The following is a 16732-nucleotide window of genomic DNA, read 5'->3' as shown; positions in this document are numbered from 1 at the left end:
GACGAAGCGCGACGAGGCCTGGCACTATACCGATCTCGCGGCCGGGCTGCGCGGTTTTGCGCTTGGCCCCGCCCCGGCGGTGGAGGTCGCGGCTGAACTGCCGGAGGGGCCGCGCGTCGTGTTCGTCAATGGCCGGTTCGATGCCGCGCGTTCGGCGGCGCCCGACTGGGTGAGCCGGCTGGGCGATGCGGCGGCGGATCCGGCGCGCGGCGGCGTTGTCGTCGCGCTGAACACTGCGCTGGCGGAGGATGGCGTGGCCATCACCCTGGCGCCGGGCCAGCAGGGCGGCACGCTGTTCCTGGTGGCGCTGGCGGCGGGCCGGGGCAGACGATGCCGGCCATCGCGCCGCGCCACCGGATCGTGCTCGGCGCCGGTGCGACGCTGACGCTGATCGAGACCGCGCGCGGCGAGGGCAGCTACCTGCACGCGCCGGTCTTCGAGGTTGACCTCGGCGCGGGGGCGCGGCTCAACCATTATCGGCTCCAGGACGAATCCGCCGAGGCGGTGCATGTCGCGACCATCTTCGCGGAAATCGCGGGCGGGGCCGGCTATGAGAGCTTCACCCTCAATCGCGGCGCCCGGCTCAGCCGCAACGAGACCCATGCGCGGCTGACCGGCCCGGCGGCGGATGTGCATCTCAACGCGGCGCAACTGCTCACCGGCACCCAGCATGGTGACGTGACCACGGTGGTGCGGCACGACGCGCCGGACTGCGCCTCGCGGCAGACGGTGAAATCGGTCCTGGCCGGGGCGGCGCGCGGTGTCTTCCAGGGCCGGATCGAGGTCGATCGCATCGCGCAGAAGACCGACGGCTATCAGATGAACCAGGCGCTGCTGCTCTCCGACGAGGCGGAGATCGACAGCAAGCCGGAGCTGGAAATCTTCGCCGACGACGTGAAGTGCAGCCATGGCGCGACGATCGGCGCGCTTGACCCCGAACAGCTTTTCTACCTGCGCAGCCGCGGCGTGCCGGCGGCGGAGGCGAAATCGATCCTGATCCGCGCCTTTCTCGACGAGGCGCTGGAGCCGGTGACCGATGAGGCGGCGCGGGCCGTCTTCGAGGCGGCGATCGGCGCCTGGTGGCGGGAGGGGGCATGAGCGCGGCCATCGAGCAGCCCGGCTTCGACATCGCGCGCATCCGCGCCGATTTCCCCATCCTGTCGCAGACGGTGCATGGCAAGAAGCTGGTGTTTCTCGACAGCGGCGCCTCGGCGCAGAAGCCGCGCGCGGTGATCGATGCGATGGTCCGCTCGATGGAGACACGCTACGCCAATGTCCATCGCGGGCTGCACTGGCTGAGCGAGCGCGCCTCGGACGACTACGAGGCCGCGCGCGACAAGGTGGCGGCTTTCCTTAACGCGGCGCGGGAGGAGATCGTCTTCGTGCGCAACGCGACCGAGGGGATCAACCTCGTCGCCGCGACCTTCGGCCGGTCGGCGCTGCGTCCGGGCGATGCGGTGGTGGTGAGCGAGATGGAGCACCACGCCAATCTCGTGCCCTGGCAGATGCTGCGGGATTCGCACGTGATCGAGCTGCGCATCGCGAAGATCACCGATGCCGGCGAGCTCGACTTCGCCGATCTGGAGCGGCAATTCGCCGATGGGCGGGTGCGGCTGCTGGCGATCACCCATATGTCGAACGTGCTCGGCACCTACACGCCGGTGGAGCGGCTTGCCGCCTTTGCGCACGAGCGCGGGGCGCGGCTGCTGCTCGATGGCGCGCAGGCGGTGGTGCACCGGGCGGTGGACGTCCGCGCGATCGATGCGGATTTCTACGTGTTCTCCGGCCACAAGCTCTACGGGCCGTCCGGCATCGGGGTGCTGTTCGGCAAGCGTGAGCTGCTCGACGCGATGCCCCCCTTCCTCGGCGGCGGCGACATGATCCGCAGCGTGAGCTACGAAAAGTCGACCTGGGCCGAGCCGCCCTACCGGTTCGAGGCGGGCACGCCGGCGATCGTCGAGGCGGTGGGTCTCGCGGCAGCGATCGATTATGTGAACGCGATCGGGTTTCCGGCGATCGCGTCGCATGAGCGGGCGCTGACCGATCACGCGCTGGCGACGCTCGATGCGATCGGCGGCGTCCATGTGGTCGGGCGGGCGCAGGACCGCGGCGGGGTCGTCGCCTTCACCATGGACGGGGTGCATGCGCACGACGTCGCCACCCTGCTCGACAAGCAGGGGATCGCGGTGCGGGCCGGGCATCATTGCGCCGAACCGCTGACCCGCCGGCTCGGGCTCGACAGCACCGCCCGCGCGACGTTCGGCGTCTATACGACGATGGAGGAGATCGACGCGCTGGCGGCGGGGCTGCGGCGCGTGCAGCAGGTGTTCGGCGGATGAGCGGTGCGGCGGATGTCGGCGATCTCTACCAGCGGCTGATCATGGAGCGCGCCCGCGCGCCGCTGCATGCCGGCCGGCCGGCGCGCTTCGATGCCGAGGCGGAGGGCGACAACCCGATGTGCGGCGACCGGGTGCATCTGCGCCTGAGCTGCGCGGGCGGGGCGATCGGCGAGGTGTGGCACGAGACCCGCGGCTGCGCGATCTGCGTCGCCTCGGCCGATCTGATGGCGGATGCGGTGGCCGGGCGCTCGCGCGCGGCGGCCGAGGAGCTTGCCGACGCCTTCGAGGCGATGGTGGCGACCGGGGCGGTGCCCGACCGCGAGGATTTCAGCGAATTGCGGGCGCTGTCGGGCGTTCATGAATATCGCTCGCGCCACCGCTGCGCCACACTTCCCTGGCAGGCGCTGCGCGCCGCGCTGACCAAGACGATGGAGACCGGACATGGCGGATGACATGGCCAGGACCGAACCCGTGACCACCTGGACGCCGGAGGGCGAAACCGCGCCGCTGGTGAGCGAGGAGAACGTGATCGCGGCGATTTCCACGGTCTATGACCCGGAAATTCCGGTGAACATCTTCGAGCTCGGCCTGATCTACGCGATCGAGATCGAGGGTGGGGCGGTGAAGGTGGAGATGACGCTGACCGCGCCAGCCTGCCCCAGCGCGCAGGAACTGCCCGAGGCGGTGCGCCTCGCGGTGGGGACGGTGCCGGGGGTGAGCGAGGTAGAGGTCGAGACCGTGTGGGATCCGCCCTGGGATCCCTCGCGGATGAGCGACGAGGCGCGCCTCGCCCTCAACATGTTCTGAGGAGTCTGCGATGACCTCGATCCGCACCGAATCCGCCCCGCCCCGCCGCAGCCTGCCGCCGCTGATGCAGCTGACCGACGCCGCCGCCGATCGCCTTCGCGCGCTGTATGAAAACGGCCAGCAGGGCCGGCTGCTGCGAATCAGTGTTGGTACCAAGGGGTGTTCCGGCCTGTCCTACGAGATGAACTGGGTGGACGAGCCGGCGCCGACCGACGAACAGGTGAGCGACAAGGGGGTCACGGTGCTGATCGACCGCAAGGCCACCCTGTTCCTCATCGGCACGGTGATGGACTACAAGGTGGAAAAATTCACCTCGGGCTTCACCTTCGAAAACCCGAACGAGAAGGGCCGCTGTGGCTGCGGCGAGAGTTTCCACGTCTGACGCGCCGCGTTGACGCCGCGGCCTGACGGCCGAAAACTGCTTAGAGCATCATCCGATCAGATGGAGTCATCTGATCGGATGGAGATGCTCTGTTTATCAATATGATAGAGCACTACATCCGATCCGAAAGGATCGGAAAGTGCTCTAGGCGATCTCCTCCAGCCCGTCTTTGGTGACACGGCGGAAGAAGCAGTTATGCGCGCCGGTGTGGCACGCCGGCCCGGTCTGCTCGACAAGGAGCAGCAGCGTGTCGCCATCGCAGTCGAGCCGCATCTCTACGAGGCGCTGCACATGGCCCGAGCTTTCGCCCTTGCGCCAGAGCTTCCCCCGGCTGCGGCTGAAATAGCAGACCTGCCCGGTGGCGAGGCTCTCGGCGATCGACTCCGCGTTCATCCAGGCCATCATCAGCACCTCGCCGGTATCGTGCTGCTGCGCGATGGCGGGAATGAGTCCGGCTTCGTTGAAGCGGGCGGCGGTGATGACGGGGTGGGTCATGCCGTGCCGTCCGGGCTGAAGCCGTCTTGCAATTCCCCGGCCATGCAGGGGGGCGAGGCGCAGGTGGTGCGGGCTTGGCCGCGCAGCACGGCGAGGCCCTGTTCGAGATCGGCGATCAGGTCGTCGGTGTGTTCGAGGCCGATCTGCAGCCGCAGCATCTCGCCGCCGAAGCGGCCGGTGCCTTCGGTGCGGGTGATGGTATTGGTGGTCGGCAGGGCGAGGCTCTCATAGCCGCCCCAGGACGCGCCGATGCCGAACAGGCGCAGCGCGTCGGCCATTGCGCAGACGGCGTCGTAATCATGCTCGGGCTGGAACACCACGCCGAACAGGCCGCAGGCGCCGGTGAAATCGCGCTTCCAGAATTCGTGGCCGGGGCAGGAGGGCAGGGCGGGATGCAGCACGCGCAGCACTTCCGGCCGGTCCGCGAGCCAGGTGGCGACGGCGAGGGCCGCGCGTTCCTGCTCGGCGAGGCGGACCGTAAGGGTGCGCGCGCCGCGCAGGGCCAGCCAGCAATCGTCTGGCGAGGCGTACTGGCCGAGATCGAGCGCGCCGGCGCGCAGCCAGGCCCAGTCCTCATCCGTCGCGACGGTGATGGCGCCGAGCACGATGTCGGAATGGCCGCCGACATATTTCGTCAGCGCCTGGATCGACACGTCGACACCGTGGCGGAAGGGCTGGAAGGTGCGGATGCCCCAGGTATTGTCCATGAACAGCTTGGCGCCATGCGCGTGGGCGACGCGGGCGAGCATCGGCACGTCCTGCACCTCGAAAGTGTGGCTGCCGGGGCTCTCGGAAAAGATGGCCGTGGTTTGCGGGCGCATCAGCGCCGCCAGCCGGTCTTCGGCGATCAGCGGATCGTAATAGGTGGTGGCGACGCCATAGCGGGCGAGTACACTGTCGCAGAAGCGGCGCGTCGGGCCATAGACGGAGTCCGGCACCAGCATGTGGTCGCCCGCCTTCAGCCAGGCGAGCAGCGGCACGGTGATGGCGGCAAGGCCCGAGGAGACGATCTGGCAATGCGTGCCGCCCTCGATTTCGGCGACCACGTTTTCCAGCGCGAAATGGGTTTCGCTGCCATAGAGACCGTAGATCTCCTCCTGTTCGAGGCGGCGCTTGCCGATTTCGCGGCGCGCGGCACAGGAGGGATAGAGCACGGTGGAGCCGCGGACGAGCTTGGGATTCACATAGCCGTGCGACTTGACCGGCCGGCGTGAGGCCAGGGACAGGCGGGTTTCGAAGCGATCTTCAGTCATGCGGGATCCTCTCCGGTGGCAACCGGGGTGTCGGGCAGGGCGCCCCATTCGGCCCATGAGCCGTCATAGAGCGCGCCCATCGGCAGGCCGGCGCGCGCCAGGCCGAGGGTGAGAACCGCGGCAGTGACGCCCGAGCCGCACATCGTGACCGGGCGGCTGGTATCGTCGATGCCGGCGGCGGCGAAGCGGGCGCGCAACGCATCCGGCGGGAGCATGGTTGCGTCAGCGCCCAGAAGTTCGGAATAGGGTAGCGAACGGGCGCCGGGGACGTGGCCGCCGCGCATGCCGGCGCGCGGCTCCGGCACTGTGGCGGCGTAGCGGCCGGCGGCCCGGGCATCGAGCACGGTTTCCGCTCGACACGCCACATTGGCTTCAATCGCCGCGCGGTCCCGCACACGGGAGGGATCGAAACGGGCAATGAAGCGGCCTGATGGTCGCAGGTTGGCTTTGCCCTGTTCGAGCGGGCGGCCCTCGGCGCGCCATTTCGGTAATCCGCCGTCGAGCACGAAGACGTTCTCGTGGCCAAAGACGCGAAACATCCACCAGCCGCGAGCCGCCGAAAACAGGCCTCGCTGGTCATAGACCACGATCCGGCTGTCATTGCCGACTCCGAGCGCCTCGACGGCAGAGGCAAAACCTCCTTCATCCGGGAGCATATGGGGCAGGTGCGAGGTCGTATCGGCAATGCGCTCGATATCGAAGAAGGCTGCGCCCGGCAGGTGCGCCTCGTCAAACAGCGACAGCGCATCCTGTGGCTCGTTCGGCAGGTAAAACGACGCGTCGAAAACGACCAGGGCCGGGTCGTCGAGCGTTGCAGCGAGCGCTTCCGTCGAGATCAGTGGGGATGACATGCCCGAGCATTAACCCGCCGGCGAAGATTTGTCTCCCCGCCGGCGCGTCGAGTCAGGCCATGGCAGGCTCGAGCATCCGTCGCACCTCCGCGGCGGCGGCGCGGCCCTTGATGGCATCGCGCCAGGCGCCTTCGGCGATACGCTGATGCGTCATCACGGCATCTTCCGCGCTCGTAATCATGGCGACGCCGGTCTGAGCATCCGGCGGCGCGTCGGTCGAGAAGGGATTGATCGACAGCGATGCGCGCTCGCGCGCGCGCAGAATCGTAAAGGGGCCGTTCGGTTCGGCCCCGGACATGAGGCCGAATTGCAGGCCGATCGGCTCGCTCTCCATCAGTTCGACCATGCGTTCGACTTCCCTGCGAGCGGTTTCGCGGCACTTCCGACGCAGCTTTTCGGAAAGCGGCAGCGCGCTGGCGATGCCCTGCTCCATGAATCGTCGTAGCGCGGTGGTCGTGAAAATCGCGATGACCGACGGGCGGCGCGCCACGAACATGCGTTTGCGAACCGAGAGCACGCCCAGAACCTGTTCCGCCGCCGAACGGGCCATGGCCCGATCCTGTCCGCTCGATTCCGCGTTTTCCTCGAACACCTGGGTCAGGGTCGAGTCATATTCATCCGAGGTCGTCAGGTAGCAGACCGGCCCGAAAAATTGCAGGATTTGATCGGATGTCTCCTCGATCTGTCGCAGCCTTTCGAGGTAGCCGATCGGACGGCTGTAATATTCGATGCCGATCCCGAGCAGGGTCAGCGGCGAGATCTTGAGCAGCTCCGCGAGGCGCTTGACGGTGTCGAGCTTGATCACCTCGCCTTTCTCATAGCGGTAGAGTGCCGCGCGGGATACGCCGAGACGGGCAGCAATTTCCTCGGCCTTGAGACCGGATTCCATGCGGTAGGCCCGGAGTTGCTGACCAATATCGTTAAAATGCATCATCCGTTCTCACTTTTAAAACACGAATTCGTTCCAAATGCGGAGCCTAATTTTCAATCCGTTTCTATCAGAAATAGATCGGGACGCAAAATATTATCGGCATACTAAATTCTGGGCATGAACCTCGATTATCCTGACATCGGACCGAATCGTCATGGCTATGGCATCTGAAAAATTGCATATGCCGTATTCTTATTAATTTGTCGAGACAATCGGTGTGAGAAACGAATCTGAAAGACGGGCAGCCGCCCGTCGGCGGGCCGAGCATCGAGGGCGCGATGCCGAGAGGCGCGTCGCCGGATGGTACGCCGCACAAGGCTTTGTTGTGCTTGCGCAAAGGCTGCGCACGGCGGCGGGCGAACTCGACCTCGTGGTGGCCGACCGCACAACGCTCGTCTTCGTGGAGGTAAAGGCACGGAATGCTCTGCGGTCCGCGATCGAATCGGTTGCGCCGCGCCAGCGCCGGCGTCTTGTCGCCGCGGCGGCCATCGTCCTCGCCGGCCAGCCGGACTGGGGGCGAGCGGAGACACGTTTCGACGTTGTGCTGCTCGTCGGGGATGACGTGCACGCGATACGCGACGCGTTCCGCGCCGATGATCCCTGACCTGTTTGGCCGAGCGGCCCGGGAACGGCTATAAGCCTCTCATGAGTGATCCCATGCCCGAGCCGGCCCGGCTCACCGGTACCCGCGCAGACATGCCGGTGAGTGCCGAACTGCGTCGGAACGTGGCGTTCTGGATGCTTCGCGAAATGGAATGTCGCCTTGGCGAGGCGCGGTCGGACCTCGTGATCGACTTCGCGGCCCGCCGAACGACGATCGATGAAGCCGCGGGGGCGGCCGTTGCGCGCGTTGCCGCGAGACTGGCCGGCGAATGGATGCTCCTGGCGCGCGCGGGCGTTCCGCTCCCTCTGGCCGGACTTGCGGCTGCGCGCGTCGCGGCCCAGTTCGCGGAAGCCGAACATCTGACCCTGCCAGACGGCATGAGCTGGGCAGCGACGATGGCGGCGGAACTGCCGCCCAGTGCCGCCAGCTTGGCAGATGTGTCGCGCCGTCTGGCGGACCATGTGGCCGGCGCCGGGGCGGCCGTGGCGGACGAGGCGGCCATCGCGAGGCTGCGCGCCCTATGGCCGGTGATCGGGATCGCCGAGTCGATCATGGAGACGGGGGGCGACATCCGTCTGATGCGCGATCCCCAGAGCGATCTGAACGGCTATGGTTGCAGCCATCGGCCCCGCCCCTGGGCGGTGACCTTTGCCTCGTCGACCGCATCGTCGGTCTCCGAACGGGGATACGAAGCGGCGGACCGCCTCCGGCTGAAGATCACGGCCGCGATGCTGCTGGAGGGTACGCGTCGCCCGATCGAGCGTCAGGCCATAGCCGTAAGGCGGACGATCGGCCGCGATTTCGGCCTTCCGCGCGGCGGAGCCGTCGTGCTTGCGGCTTCCGGCACCGATAGCGAATTGCTGGCGCTGGCGCTGAGCCATCTGCCGGACGCGGTGCGCCCCATCACGACCATCCTGCTCGCGCCCGAGGAGACGGGAAGCGGTGTGCCGATGGCGGCGGTCGGGCGGCATTTTGCGATCGATACGGCAAACGGGCATGACGTTTCGCGCGCGGCACCCATCGAGGGCTTCCGTCCGGATACCGAACTGGTTTCGATTCCGTTGCGGGACGAACGCGGCGCTCCGCGTCATCGCGATGCGGTCGAGGCGGAGATCGTCGCAGCTGTCGAGGCCGCCGTGGCATCAGGCCGGCGCGTGATCCTGCATGCGCTCGATCTGTCCAAGACCGGGCTGCTCGCACCATCGATGGCGTTGCTGCGGCGGCTGAGGGCCCGCTTCGGCGACAGTCTGGATATCGTCGTCGATGCCTGTCAGCTGCGGATGGCGCCGGCGCGGATCCGCGCCTATCTCGGCCTTGACGCCGTCGTGCAGGTGACCGGCTCGAAGTTTCTCACCGGCCCGCCCTTTGCGGGGGCCGCGCTGATTCCGCCGGCGATCGCCCGGCGGCTGGGGCGCGGCAGGCTGCCCGCGGGGCTTGAGGCCTATTTCAGCCGGGGCGAATGGCCCCCCGCGGCAAAGGCGGCGCGGGGGCTTCCGGAGGGCGCCAATTATGGTCTGCTGTTGCGCTGGCGGGCGGCGCTCGCCGAATTCAGGGCGCTCGCCTCGGTGTCGGATGCGCGCAAGGCCGAGGTGATCCTGCGCTTCCGCAAGGCAGTCGAGGCGGCGGTTGCCCGTCATGATGTCTTCGTGCTGCAGGATGTGCCCGATCCGGCGCGCGAGGGCGAAGGATGGGATACGCTGCGCAGCGTCTTTGCCTTCGCCGTGCGCGCGCCGGGGGCGGCGGAACGCCTGCTCGACCCGGCGGCGGCCCGGCGGCTTTATCACTGGCTGAATGCGGATTGCGCTGCCCTGTTCGACACCGCCGCCGAGCGGCGCGTGGCGGCGCGGATCTGCCATATCGGCCAGCCTGTCGCCCTGCCGGACGGCGCGGGCGGGCAGGTCGGCTGGCTCAGGGTCTCGGCGGGGGCGCGGCTGATTTCCGGCGAGCCGTCGCATCGCGGCCTTGCCACCGAGCGGCGCCTTGCGCGCGAAATGGCGGACCTCGCACTGGTGTTCGACAAGATCGCGCTGCTGCGCGCGCACTGGGAGCGGGTGGCCGAGGCCGACCCGCGCCCGTGTTACCGATAGGCCGGCTCAGCCGGCGAGGGCGGCTTCCAGCGCGTCCATCCCCTCGCCCAGAACCGTGTCGCTCACCGTCAGCGGCACCAGCAGGCGGATGGCGTTGCCATAGACGCCGCAGGAAATCACGATGAGCCCGTGTTCGCGGGCGCGCGCGATGACCTGCTTCGTAGTGTCGGGGTCGGGCTCGTAGCTGCCGCGCTGCCTGACGATGTCGAAGGCGATCATCGCCCCCGGACCGCGGATCGCGGTGATCGGCGCCACATCGTTGCGCGAGGCGATGCGTTCCAGCCGGCTCTTCATCGTGGCGCCGATCGCATTGGCGCGCTCCACAAGGTTTTCATCCCGGATGACGTCGAGCACGGCGAGGGCGGCGGCGCAGGCGAGCGGATTGCCGGCATAGGTGCCGCCGAGGCCGCCCGGCTCCGGCGCATCCATCACCGCGGCGCGGCCGATCACGCCGGAGAGCGGGAAGCCGCCGGCGAGGGATTTCGCGATCGTCATCAGGTCCGGCTTGACGCCCGAATGCTCGATGCCGAACATCTTCCCGGTGCGGCCGAAACCGGTCTGCACCTCGTCGACGATCAGCAGGATGCCGTGGCGGTCGCAGATCTCGCGCAGCGCCACCAGCAGCTCGGTCGGCGCCGGGATGAACCCGCCCTCGCCCTGGACAGGCTCGATCACGATGGCGGCAACGCGCTCGGGCTCGATATCGGCACGGAACAGCATGTCGATGCCGCGGATACTGTCGGCCACGCTGACGCCGAAGGGCTCATACGGGAAGGGCGCGTGGTAGATCTCGGCCGGCATCGGCGCGAAGCGCTTCTTGTAGGGAATGACCTTGCCGGTCATCGCCATGGTCAGCAGGGTGCGGCCGTGATACCCGCCGGCGAAGGTGATCACGCCGGGGCGGCCGGTGGCGGCGCGGGCGATCTTGATCGCGTTTTCCAGCGCCTCGGCGCCGGTGGTCAGGAACACGGTCTTGGCCGGCCCCTCGATCGGCGCGATCGCGTTGAGCCGTTCGGCGAGCGCCACGTAAGGCTCGTACGGCGTGACCTGGAAGCAGGTATGGGTGAAGCGGTCGAGCTGCGCCTTCACCGCCTCAATCACCTTCGGATGGCGATGCCCCGTGTTGAGCACCGCGATCCCGCCGGCGAAGTCGATGTAGCGCTTGCCGTCCGCGTCCCACAGCTCGGCGTTCTCGGCGCGGGCCGTGTAGGCCATCGGGTGGCTGATGCCCACACCGCGGGCCACGGCGGCCTCGCGCCGCGCATGGAGGTCGGTATTCGTGCTCATTCCTCGATCTCCGCGGCGGCGGGGTTACGGTGCATCGTGCTGTGCACCACGAAATCGGCTTCGGTCGCGTCGCGGATCTGCTCGATCGTCACGTCGTCGGGCTTGTCGACCAGGACGAGCGACGGGGATCGCGCATGGTCGACCTCGAACACCGCCATGTCGGTGACGATCATGCTGACCACACCCTTGCCGGTGAGCGGCAGCGTGCATTTCTTCAGGATCTTGGGCTCGCCCTTCGCCGTGTGCTCCATCAGCACGACGACGCGCGGCACGCCGGCGACGAGGTCCATCGCCCCGCCCATGCCCTTCACCATCTTGCCGGGGATCATCCAGTTCGCGAGATCGCCGTTCTCGGCCACCTGCAGCGCGCCCAGGATCGAAATATCGATATGCCCGCCGCGCACCATGGCGAAGGACTGGGCAGAATCGAAATAGCTCGTGGTCGGCAATGCGGTCACGGTCTGCTTGCCGGCGTTGATCAGGTCGGCGTCCTCCTCGCCCTCGTAGGGGAAGGGGCCGATGCCGAGCATGCCGTTCTCCGAGTGCAGCTGCACGGAGATGCCCTCGGGAATGTGGTTCGCCACCAGCGTCGGGATGCCGATGCCGAGATTGACGTAGAAGCCGTCCTTCAGTTCACGGGCGGCGCGGGCCGCCATCTGATCGCGTGTCCAGGGCATGTTTCCCTCCTCAGGCCCGCTCGCGGACGGTGCGTTTCTCGATATGCTTCTCGACGTGCGCGAGCTTGACGATGCGTTTGACGTAGATGCCGGGGGTGACGATGTGGTCGGGGTCGATCGTGCCGGGTTCGACGAGTTCCTCGACCTCGGCGACCGTCACTTTCGCGGCGGCAGCGCAGATCGGATTGAAGTTCCGCGCCGTCTTCCGGTAGACGAGATTGCCCTCGGTATCGCCCTTCCAGGCATGGACCACGGCGAGATCGCCGAAAATGCCGCGTTCCATCACGTAGTGCCGGCCGTCGAACTCGCGGGTTTCCTTGCCTTCGGCAACCTGGGTGCCATAGCCGGTGGCGGTGAAGAAGGCCGGGATGCCGGCGCCGCCGGCGCGGATGCGCTCGGCCAGCGTGCCCTGCGGGTTGAACTCGATCTCCAACTCGCCGGCGAGATACTGCCGGGCGAAGGTGGCGTTCTCGCCGACATAGGAGGAGATCATCTTCTTCACCTGCCGCGTGTCGAGCAGGATGCCGAGACCGACCCCGTCGATCCCGGCATTGTTGGAGACGATGGTCAGGTTGCGCACGCCGCTTTCGCGGATCGCCTCGATCAGCGCCGTCGGCACGCCGCACAGGCCGAAGCCGCCGGCGAGGATGGTCATGTCGTCGCGCAGCAGACCGGCGAGCGCCTCGACGGCGCCGGAATAGACCTTACGCATCCGGTTGGTTTCCTCCCTGGTGTTTCAGCGTTCGACGCACATGGCCACGCCCATGCCGCCGCCGATGCACAGCGTGGCGAGCCCCTTGCGGGCGTCGCGCTTCTGCATCTCGAACAGGAGCGTGGTGAGCACCCGCGCGCCAGAGGCGCCGATCGGGTGGCCGATGGCGATGGCGCCGCCGTTCACGTTGACCTTCGCCGGGTCGAGATTGAGGCCCTTGTTCACCGCGCAGGCCTGTGCCGCGAAGGCCTCGTTCGCCTCGATCAGGTCGAGATCGGCGACCGACCAGCCGGCGCGGGCGAGCGCTTTCTGCGAGGAGGGGATCGGCCCGGTGCCCATCACCGCGGGATCGACGCCGGCGGTGGCGAAGCTGGCGATGCGGGCCAGCGGCGTCAGGCCGCGCTTCGCCGCTTCCTTCGCCGACATGACGACGAGGGCGGCGGCGCCGTCGTTGATGCCGGAGGCGTTGCCGGCGGTCACGGTGCCGTCCTTCGAGAAGGCGGGCTTGAGCTTCGCCATGCTCTCGGCCGAGGCGTCATGGCGGATGTATTCGTCATCGGCGATCACGACCTCGCCCTTGCGGGTAACGATCGTCACCGGCGCGATCTCGTCGCGGAAGCGGCCGGATTTCTGCGCCGCCGAGGCCTTCTGCTGCGAGGCGAGGGCGAGGGCGTCCTGCTCCTCGCGGGTGATCTGATAGGACCGGGCGACGTTCTCGGCGGTGGTGCCCATGTGGTAGCCGTTGAAGGCATCCCACAGCCCGTCCTTGATCATGGAGTCGATGAACTTGACGTCGCCCATCTTGGTGCCGGCCCGCAGATGGGCGACATGGGTGCTGAGCGACATGCTCTCCTGGCCGCCGGCGATGACGATGTCGGACTGGCCGGACATCACCTGCTGCGCGGCCAGCGCGACGGCGCGCAGGCCGGAGCCGCAGACCTGGTTGATGCCGAACGCGGTCTTGGCATCCGGGATGCCGGCATTGCGCGCGGCCTGGCGGGCGGGGTTCTGGCCCGCGCCGGCGGAGAGCACCTGGCCGAGGATCACCTCGTCGACCTCGTCGGCGGAAAGTCCGGCACGCTCCATGGCGGCCCTGATGGCAACCTCGCCCAGCACATGCGCCGGGGTGGCGGCAAAGGCGCCGTTGAAGCTGCCGACCGGCGTGCGGGCGGCCGCGGCGATGACGATGTCGTCCATTGTGCTCCTCCTCTCGGTTCCGTGCGGTGCAGCATAGACCTTTGCCGCCGCAAGGGCTACAGCCCGGCCACCCATTCGCCGAATGGTTGCCATAGGGCTTGCGGCGCGCTCATGCCGGCGATCATGCCGATGTGGCCGGCCTTCGGCGCGATCACCGTAGCGTGCGGAACGACCGTGGCGAGGGCGGCGGCGGAGGCCGGGGGCACCAGCCGGTCGCGCGCCGGTGTCGCGATCAGGGTGGGACAGGTGATGGCGGCGGGGTTCACCGGCAGGCCGGCGATGCGCCATGCGCCCTGCGCGGTCGCGTTCTCGCCATACCATCCGCCAAGGGTTTCCCGCGCCACCGGGGCGGCGAGCGGCACGCCGTCGTTCAGCCAATCCTCGAGCGCAACGAAGCGGACCGCGCGCGGGCTCGCGGGGTCGAGGGCGGCGAATGCCCGGTATTTCGCGGTGACGCCGAACGGATCGAGGGTTGCGAACAGCGTCTGCAGAGCGTCGATCGGCACTGTGCCGGTGGCCGCCATCAGCGGTTCGAGGATGGGCAGGCTGGTGGCGAGGCTGCGCGCCGCCTCCTCGTCCTCGGCATGGAAATCCCACGGCGTCGCCAGCAGGGCGAGGGCACGGATACGCTCCGGCGCGCGCAGGGCGGCGGCCAGGGCCAGCAGCCCGCCCATGCAGTAGCCGACCAGGACGACCGGACCGGCCACCGCCTCCAGCGCCCGTTCAAGGCGGCCGGCGACATAGTCGGTCAGCGTGAATTGCCGTTCGATGGCGCCGGGCCAGCCCCAGTCGAGCAGCAGCGGATGGGCGCCATGCGCCGCGAGAAAACGCAGGAACGAGGCGTCCTCGGCGAGATCGAGGATATGGGCGCGGTTGACGAGGCTGGGGACGAAGAACAGCACGGGTCCGGTGCCGCCGTAGTCGAGCAGACGCGAAGAGCCCTCGGCCCACACGGCAGGCGGATCGGCCAGGGTGCGGCGCCACGGGTGGCGGCGATAGGCGGCGATGCCGGCAAGCAGGGCGGCATCCTGCGCAAGGGCCTCGCGCACCACCGCCGCGGCGAAATCAGGATCCGCCAGACTGTCCGTCGCGTTCCAGTGCGGCCAGACGTGCCTCAAGTTCGGCAATGCGGCGATGGAGGCGTTCGACCGCATCGCCGCCAGCATCAGGTGCAGCAGGAGAGGACGCGGGCCGCGGCGCTCCATCGGGCCGGGCGCGTCGGGGCGGGTCATGGCGGGACAGCGCCTCGGCCGTGCCGATCGCGGCGGTCGCGGCGCCGGCCCAGAGCGTCATCAATCCGGTCCAGCCCTCGCGCCACTCGCGATCCTGCGCGAGGGCGGTCAACTCGCTCTGCCAGAGCGTGATCCAGTCGCGCGCAAGCTCGCCGAGGCGCGATTCGGCGTTCGGAGGTTCGGCTTCGTGCTTGTCGCCCTGTCCGGCGTCTGTCATGAGGCATCCTGGCAACCGCGCTATATCGAGGATTTTCTAGCGCGAAAGGCGTCCCTTCTGCCAGTGGTCGCCTGACAAGGAGTGGCCATGTCGCCGGCATTCGTGCTCACCGGGTTCGTCGTCGGCCTGCTCATCGGGCTCACCGGCGTGGGCGGCGGATCGGTGATGACGCCGATCCTCGTTCTGCTCTTCGGCATCCGCGCCTCCACCGCAATCGGCACCGACCTGCTCTTTGCGGCCTTCACCAAGGCAGTCGGGACCGCGGTTCACGGCGCGAACCGCACCGTGGCGTGGCCGGTGGTCTGGCGCCTTGGCGCCGGCAGCGTGCCGGGCGCCGCGCTGGCGATCCTGCTGCTTGCCCGCCTCGGCGTTCACGGTGCCGCGGCGAACCGGCTCAGCCTGCTGCTGCTCGGCGCGATGCTGCTGTTCGCGGCGGCTTCGCTTGCCGTGAAGCCCTGGGTCACGCATCGCGGCGCCGGCGGATTGCATCGTGCGCCACCGGCATGGATGACCATCGCTCTCGGGATCGTGCTGGGCGTGACGGTGACGCTCTCCTCGGTCGGCGCCGGCGCGCTCGGCACGGTCGCGCTCATCTATCTCTACCCGCGGCTGTCGATGCGGGAGGTGGTCGGCTCCGACATCGCCCATGCGCTGCTGCTGACGCTGGTTGCCGGGTTTGGCCGGCTCTGGCTGCACGGAATCGATGCGCCGATGCTCGGCGCCCTCCTCGCCGGATCGCTTCCTGGCGTCTTGATCGGCAGCCTGTTCGTGAAGCGCGCCCCCGAGCGCCTGCTGCGGTTGCTGCTCGCCGCGATACTCGGCCTGGTCGGACTGCGGATGCTCCTCGAACTGGCATGAGGCGGCGCTGGCCTTTGCCGTTCGTCTCTGTCATGGTGTTGCATTGCAAACTGCCGAATCAACGGCGACCGGATTCCACGCCTTGCGACGAGGGGAAAGGGCGAAGAAAATGCCTCAGACGCCGGACGGCACCAAGCCGATCGTCATCAAGAAATACGCCAACCGGCGCCTGTACAATACCGAAAGCTCGACCTACATCACGCTCGAAACCCTTTCGGAAATGGTGCGGGAAGGGCGCGATTTCGAAGTATTCGACGCCAAGACGGGTGAGGACATCACCCGGGCGGTGCTCACCCAGATCATCGTCGAGGAGGAGAGCAAGGTTGGCCAGGCCATGCTGCCGACCAATTTCCTCCGCCAGCTTATCGGTCTGTACGGAAATAACATGCAGGGCGTCGTGCCGCGCTTTCTCGAGCAGGCGATGAGCCAGTTCAGCCGCCAGCAGTCGCAGATGCGCGCGGCGATGCAGCAGACGATGGGAAATTTCATCCCCCCCGGCATGGAAGAGATCGGCCGCCAGAACATGGCGATGATGGAACGGGCCATGAGCCTGTTCTCGCCGTTCGGGGCGCAGGGCGAGGCATCCGCCGCCGGTGCGGACGATCATGGCGCCGCCGAGGAAATCGAGACCCTGCGCGCCGAGGTCGAGAGGCTGCAGGCGGAACTTGCCGCGCTCAGGGCGAGGGCGCCGAAGCGGGCGTGACGACGTCCCGCCGACGGAACGGCTCATGAGCGAACGGACGGTACTGGTCAGCGGGGCCGCCGGGTTCATCGGCCGGGCGGTGACTGCCCGCCTTGCCCTG

General features: G+C 68.1%; 19 protein-coding genes and 1 pseudogene. 10 read left to right on the top strand and 10 right to left on the bottom strand.

From position 1 onward, the window contains the following. From APM_RS22525 to APM_RS04700, 6 genes and pseudogenes are all read left to right on the top strand, one after another. Nucleotides 1-385 (top strand): annotated as a pseudogene (locus APM_RS22525) (hypothetical protein); the annotation flags it as partial. Then, complete coding sequence (gene sufD / locus APM_RS04720) at nt 331-1098, top strand: Fe-S cluster assembly protein SufD (RefSeq protein ID WP_241763106.1); 768 nt, start codon at nt 331-333, stop codon at nt 1096-1098. The pseudogene APM_RS22525 and the gene sufD, both read left to right, overlap by 55 nt. Then, nucleotides 1095-2339 carry an aminotransferase class V-fold PLP-dependent enzyme gene (locus APM_RS04715; RefSeq protein WP_007422210.1) on the top strand — a complete coding sequence of 415 codons (1245 nt, stop codon included), beginning with the start codon at nt 1095-1097 and terminating at the stop codon, nt 2337-2339. The genes sufD and APM_RS04715 overlap by 4 nt, the downstream gene beginning before the upstream one ends. Continuing rightward, entirely contained in the window at nt 2336-2791 is a 456-nt protein-coding gene (sufU, locus tag APM_RS04710) for a Fe-S cluster assembly sulfur transfer protein SufU (RefSeq protein ID WP_007422209.1), read from the top strand. Before APM_RS04715 ends, sufU begins: the two co-directional genes overlap by 4 nt. Continuing rightward, the gene (locus APM_RS04705) at nt 2781-3146 is read left to right on the top strand and encodes a DUF59 domain-containing protein (protein ID WP_012039922.1); all 366 of its coding nucleotides are present in this window, start codon (nt 2781-2783) and stop codon (nt 3144-3146) included. The genes sufU and APM_RS04705 overlap by 11 nt, the downstream gene beginning before the upstream one ends. A gap of 10 nt (nt 3147-3156) precedes the next feature. Further along, nucleotides 3157-3528, top strand: coding sequence for an iron-sulfur cluster assembly accessory protein (locus tag APM_RS04700; RefSeq protein ID WP_007422207.1), 372 nt, complete (start codon nt 3157-3159; stop codon nt 3526-3528). Nucleotides 3529-3672: 144 nt separating this feature from the next. Here the strand turns inward: APM_RS04700 and hisI are convergent, their stop codons facing one another. Genes hisI through APM_RS04680 form a run of 4 tightly spaced genes read right to left on the bottom strand, consistent with a single transcriptional unit; the run spans nt 3673 to nt 7058 of the window. Next, nucleotides 3673-4023: a phosphoribosyl-AMP cyclohydrolase gene (gene hisI, locus APM_RS04695; RefSeq protein WP_007422206.1), complete on the bottom strand. Its 351-nt coding sequence runs from the start codon at nt 4021-4023 to the stop codon at nt 3673-3675. Then, a complete protein-coding gene (gene metC, locus APM_RS04690) occupies nt 4020-5276 on the bottom strand; it encodes a cystathionine beta-lyase (protein ID WP_007422205.1) in 1257 nt (418 codons plus the stop codon). The genes hisI and metC overlap by 4 nt, the downstream gene beginning before the upstream one ends. Continuing rightward, nucleotides 5273-6127 carry a sulfurtransferase gene (locus tag APM_RS04685; RefSeq protein WP_007422204.1) on the bottom strand — a complete coding sequence of 285 codons (855 nt, stop codon included), beginning with the start codon at nt 6125-6127 and terminating at the stop codon, nt 5273-5275. Before APM_RS04685 ends, metC begins: the two co-directional genes overlap by 4 nt. 52 nt (nt 6128-6179) lie before the next feature. Continuing rightward, on the bottom strand, nt 6180-7058 hold the full coding sequence (locus APM_RS04680; RefSeq protein WP_007422203.1) for a helix-turn-helix domain-containing protein: 879 nt from the start codon (nt 7056-7058) through the stop codon (nt 6180-6182). Nucleotides 7059-7275: 217 nt separating this feature from the next. Here APM_RS04680 and APM_RS04675 point away from each other — a divergent pair, with 217 nt between their 5' ends. Continuing rightward, entirely contained in the window at nt 7276-7662 is a 387-nt protein-coding gene (locus APM_RS04675) for a YraN family protein (protein WP_012039917.1), read from the top strand. 53 nt (nt 7663-7715) lie between these two features. Then, nucleotides 7716-9749, top strand: coding sequence for a hypothetical protein (locus APM_RS04670; RefSeq protein WP_007422201.1), 2034 nt, complete (start codon nt 7716-7718; stop codon nt 9747-9749). A 6-nt stretch (nt 9750-9755) separates the two neighbouring features. On the opposite strand, the gene gabT is transcribed toward APM_RS04670, so the two are convergent. The 6 genes from gabT to APM_RS22520 are packed head-to-tail and all read right to left on the bottom strand — an operon-like array spanning nt 9756 to nt 15071. Beyond that, nucleotides 9756-11036: a 4-aminobutyrate--2-oxoglutarate transaminase gene (gabT, locus tag APM_RS04665; protein WP_007422200.1), complete on the bottom strand. Its 1281-nt coding sequence runs from the start codon at nt 11034-11036 to the stop codon at nt 9756-9758. Beyond that, a complete protein-coding gene (locus APM_RS04660) occupies nt 11033-11713 on the bottom strand; it encodes a CoA transferase subunit B (RefSeq protein WP_007422199.1) in 681 nt (226 codons plus the stop codon). The genes gabT and APM_RS04660 overlap by 4 nt, the downstream gene beginning before the upstream one ends. 10 nt (nt 11714-11723) lie before the next feature. Continuing rightward, nucleotides 11724-12425: a CoA transferase subunit A gene (locus tag APM_RS04655; RefSeq protein WP_007422198.1), complete on the bottom strand. Its 702-nt coding sequence runs from the start codon at nt 12423-12425 to the stop codon at nt 11724-11726. A 24-nt stretch (nt 12426-12449) separates the two neighbouring features. Further along, nucleotides 12450-13622 carry an acetyl-CoA C-acetyltransferase gene (locus APM_RS04650; RefSeq protein ID WP_007422197.1) on the bottom strand — a complete coding sequence of 391 codons (1173 nt, stop codon included), beginning with the start codon at nt 13620-13622 and terminating at the stop codon, nt 12450-12452. A gap of 56 nt (nt 13623-13678) precedes the next feature. Continuing rightward, complete coding sequence (locus APM_RS04645; RefSeq protein ID WP_231295265.1) at nt 13679-14740, bottom strand: alpha/beta fold hydrolase; 1062 nt, start codon at nt 14738-14740, stop codon at nt 13679-13681. Continuing rightward, a complete protein-coding gene (locus APM_RS22520) occupies nt 14688-15071 on the bottom strand; it encodes a hypothetical protein (protein ID WP_231295264.1) in 384 nt (127 codons plus the stop codon). Before APM_RS22520 ends, APM_RS04645 begins: the two co-directional genes overlap by 53 nt. Before the next feature lie 87 nt (nt 15072-15158). On the opposite strand from APM_RS22520, the gene APM_RS04640 reads away from it, so the two are divergent. Together APM_RS04640 and phaR are read left to right on the top strand one after the other, a co-directional pair. After that, nucleotides 15159-15929: a sulfite exporter TauE/SafE family protein gene (locus APM_RS04640; RefSeq protein WP_007422195.1), complete on the top strand. Its 771-nt coding sequence runs from the start codon at nt 15159-15161 to the stop codon at nt 15927-15929. Between the two features lie 109 nt (nt 15930-16038). Further along, nucleotides 16039-16632: a polyhydroxyalkanoate synthesis repressor PhaR gene (gene phaR / locus APM_RS04635; protein ID WP_012039911.1), complete on the top strand. Its 594-nt coding sequence runs from the start codon at nt 16039-16041 to the stop codon at nt 16630-16632. Nucleotides 16633-16732 lie beyond the last annotated feature (100 nt).

The organism is Acidiphilium sp. PM, from assembly GCF_000219295.1.
In the GTDB taxonomy this organism is placed as follows: Bacteria; Pseudomonadota; Alphaproteobacteria; order Acetobacterales; family Acetobacteraceae; genus Acidiphilium; species Acidiphilium multivorum.
The sequence above is the reverse complement of the archived record's forward strand: the minus strand, read 5'-3'. Positions and strand labels throughout refer to the sequence as shown.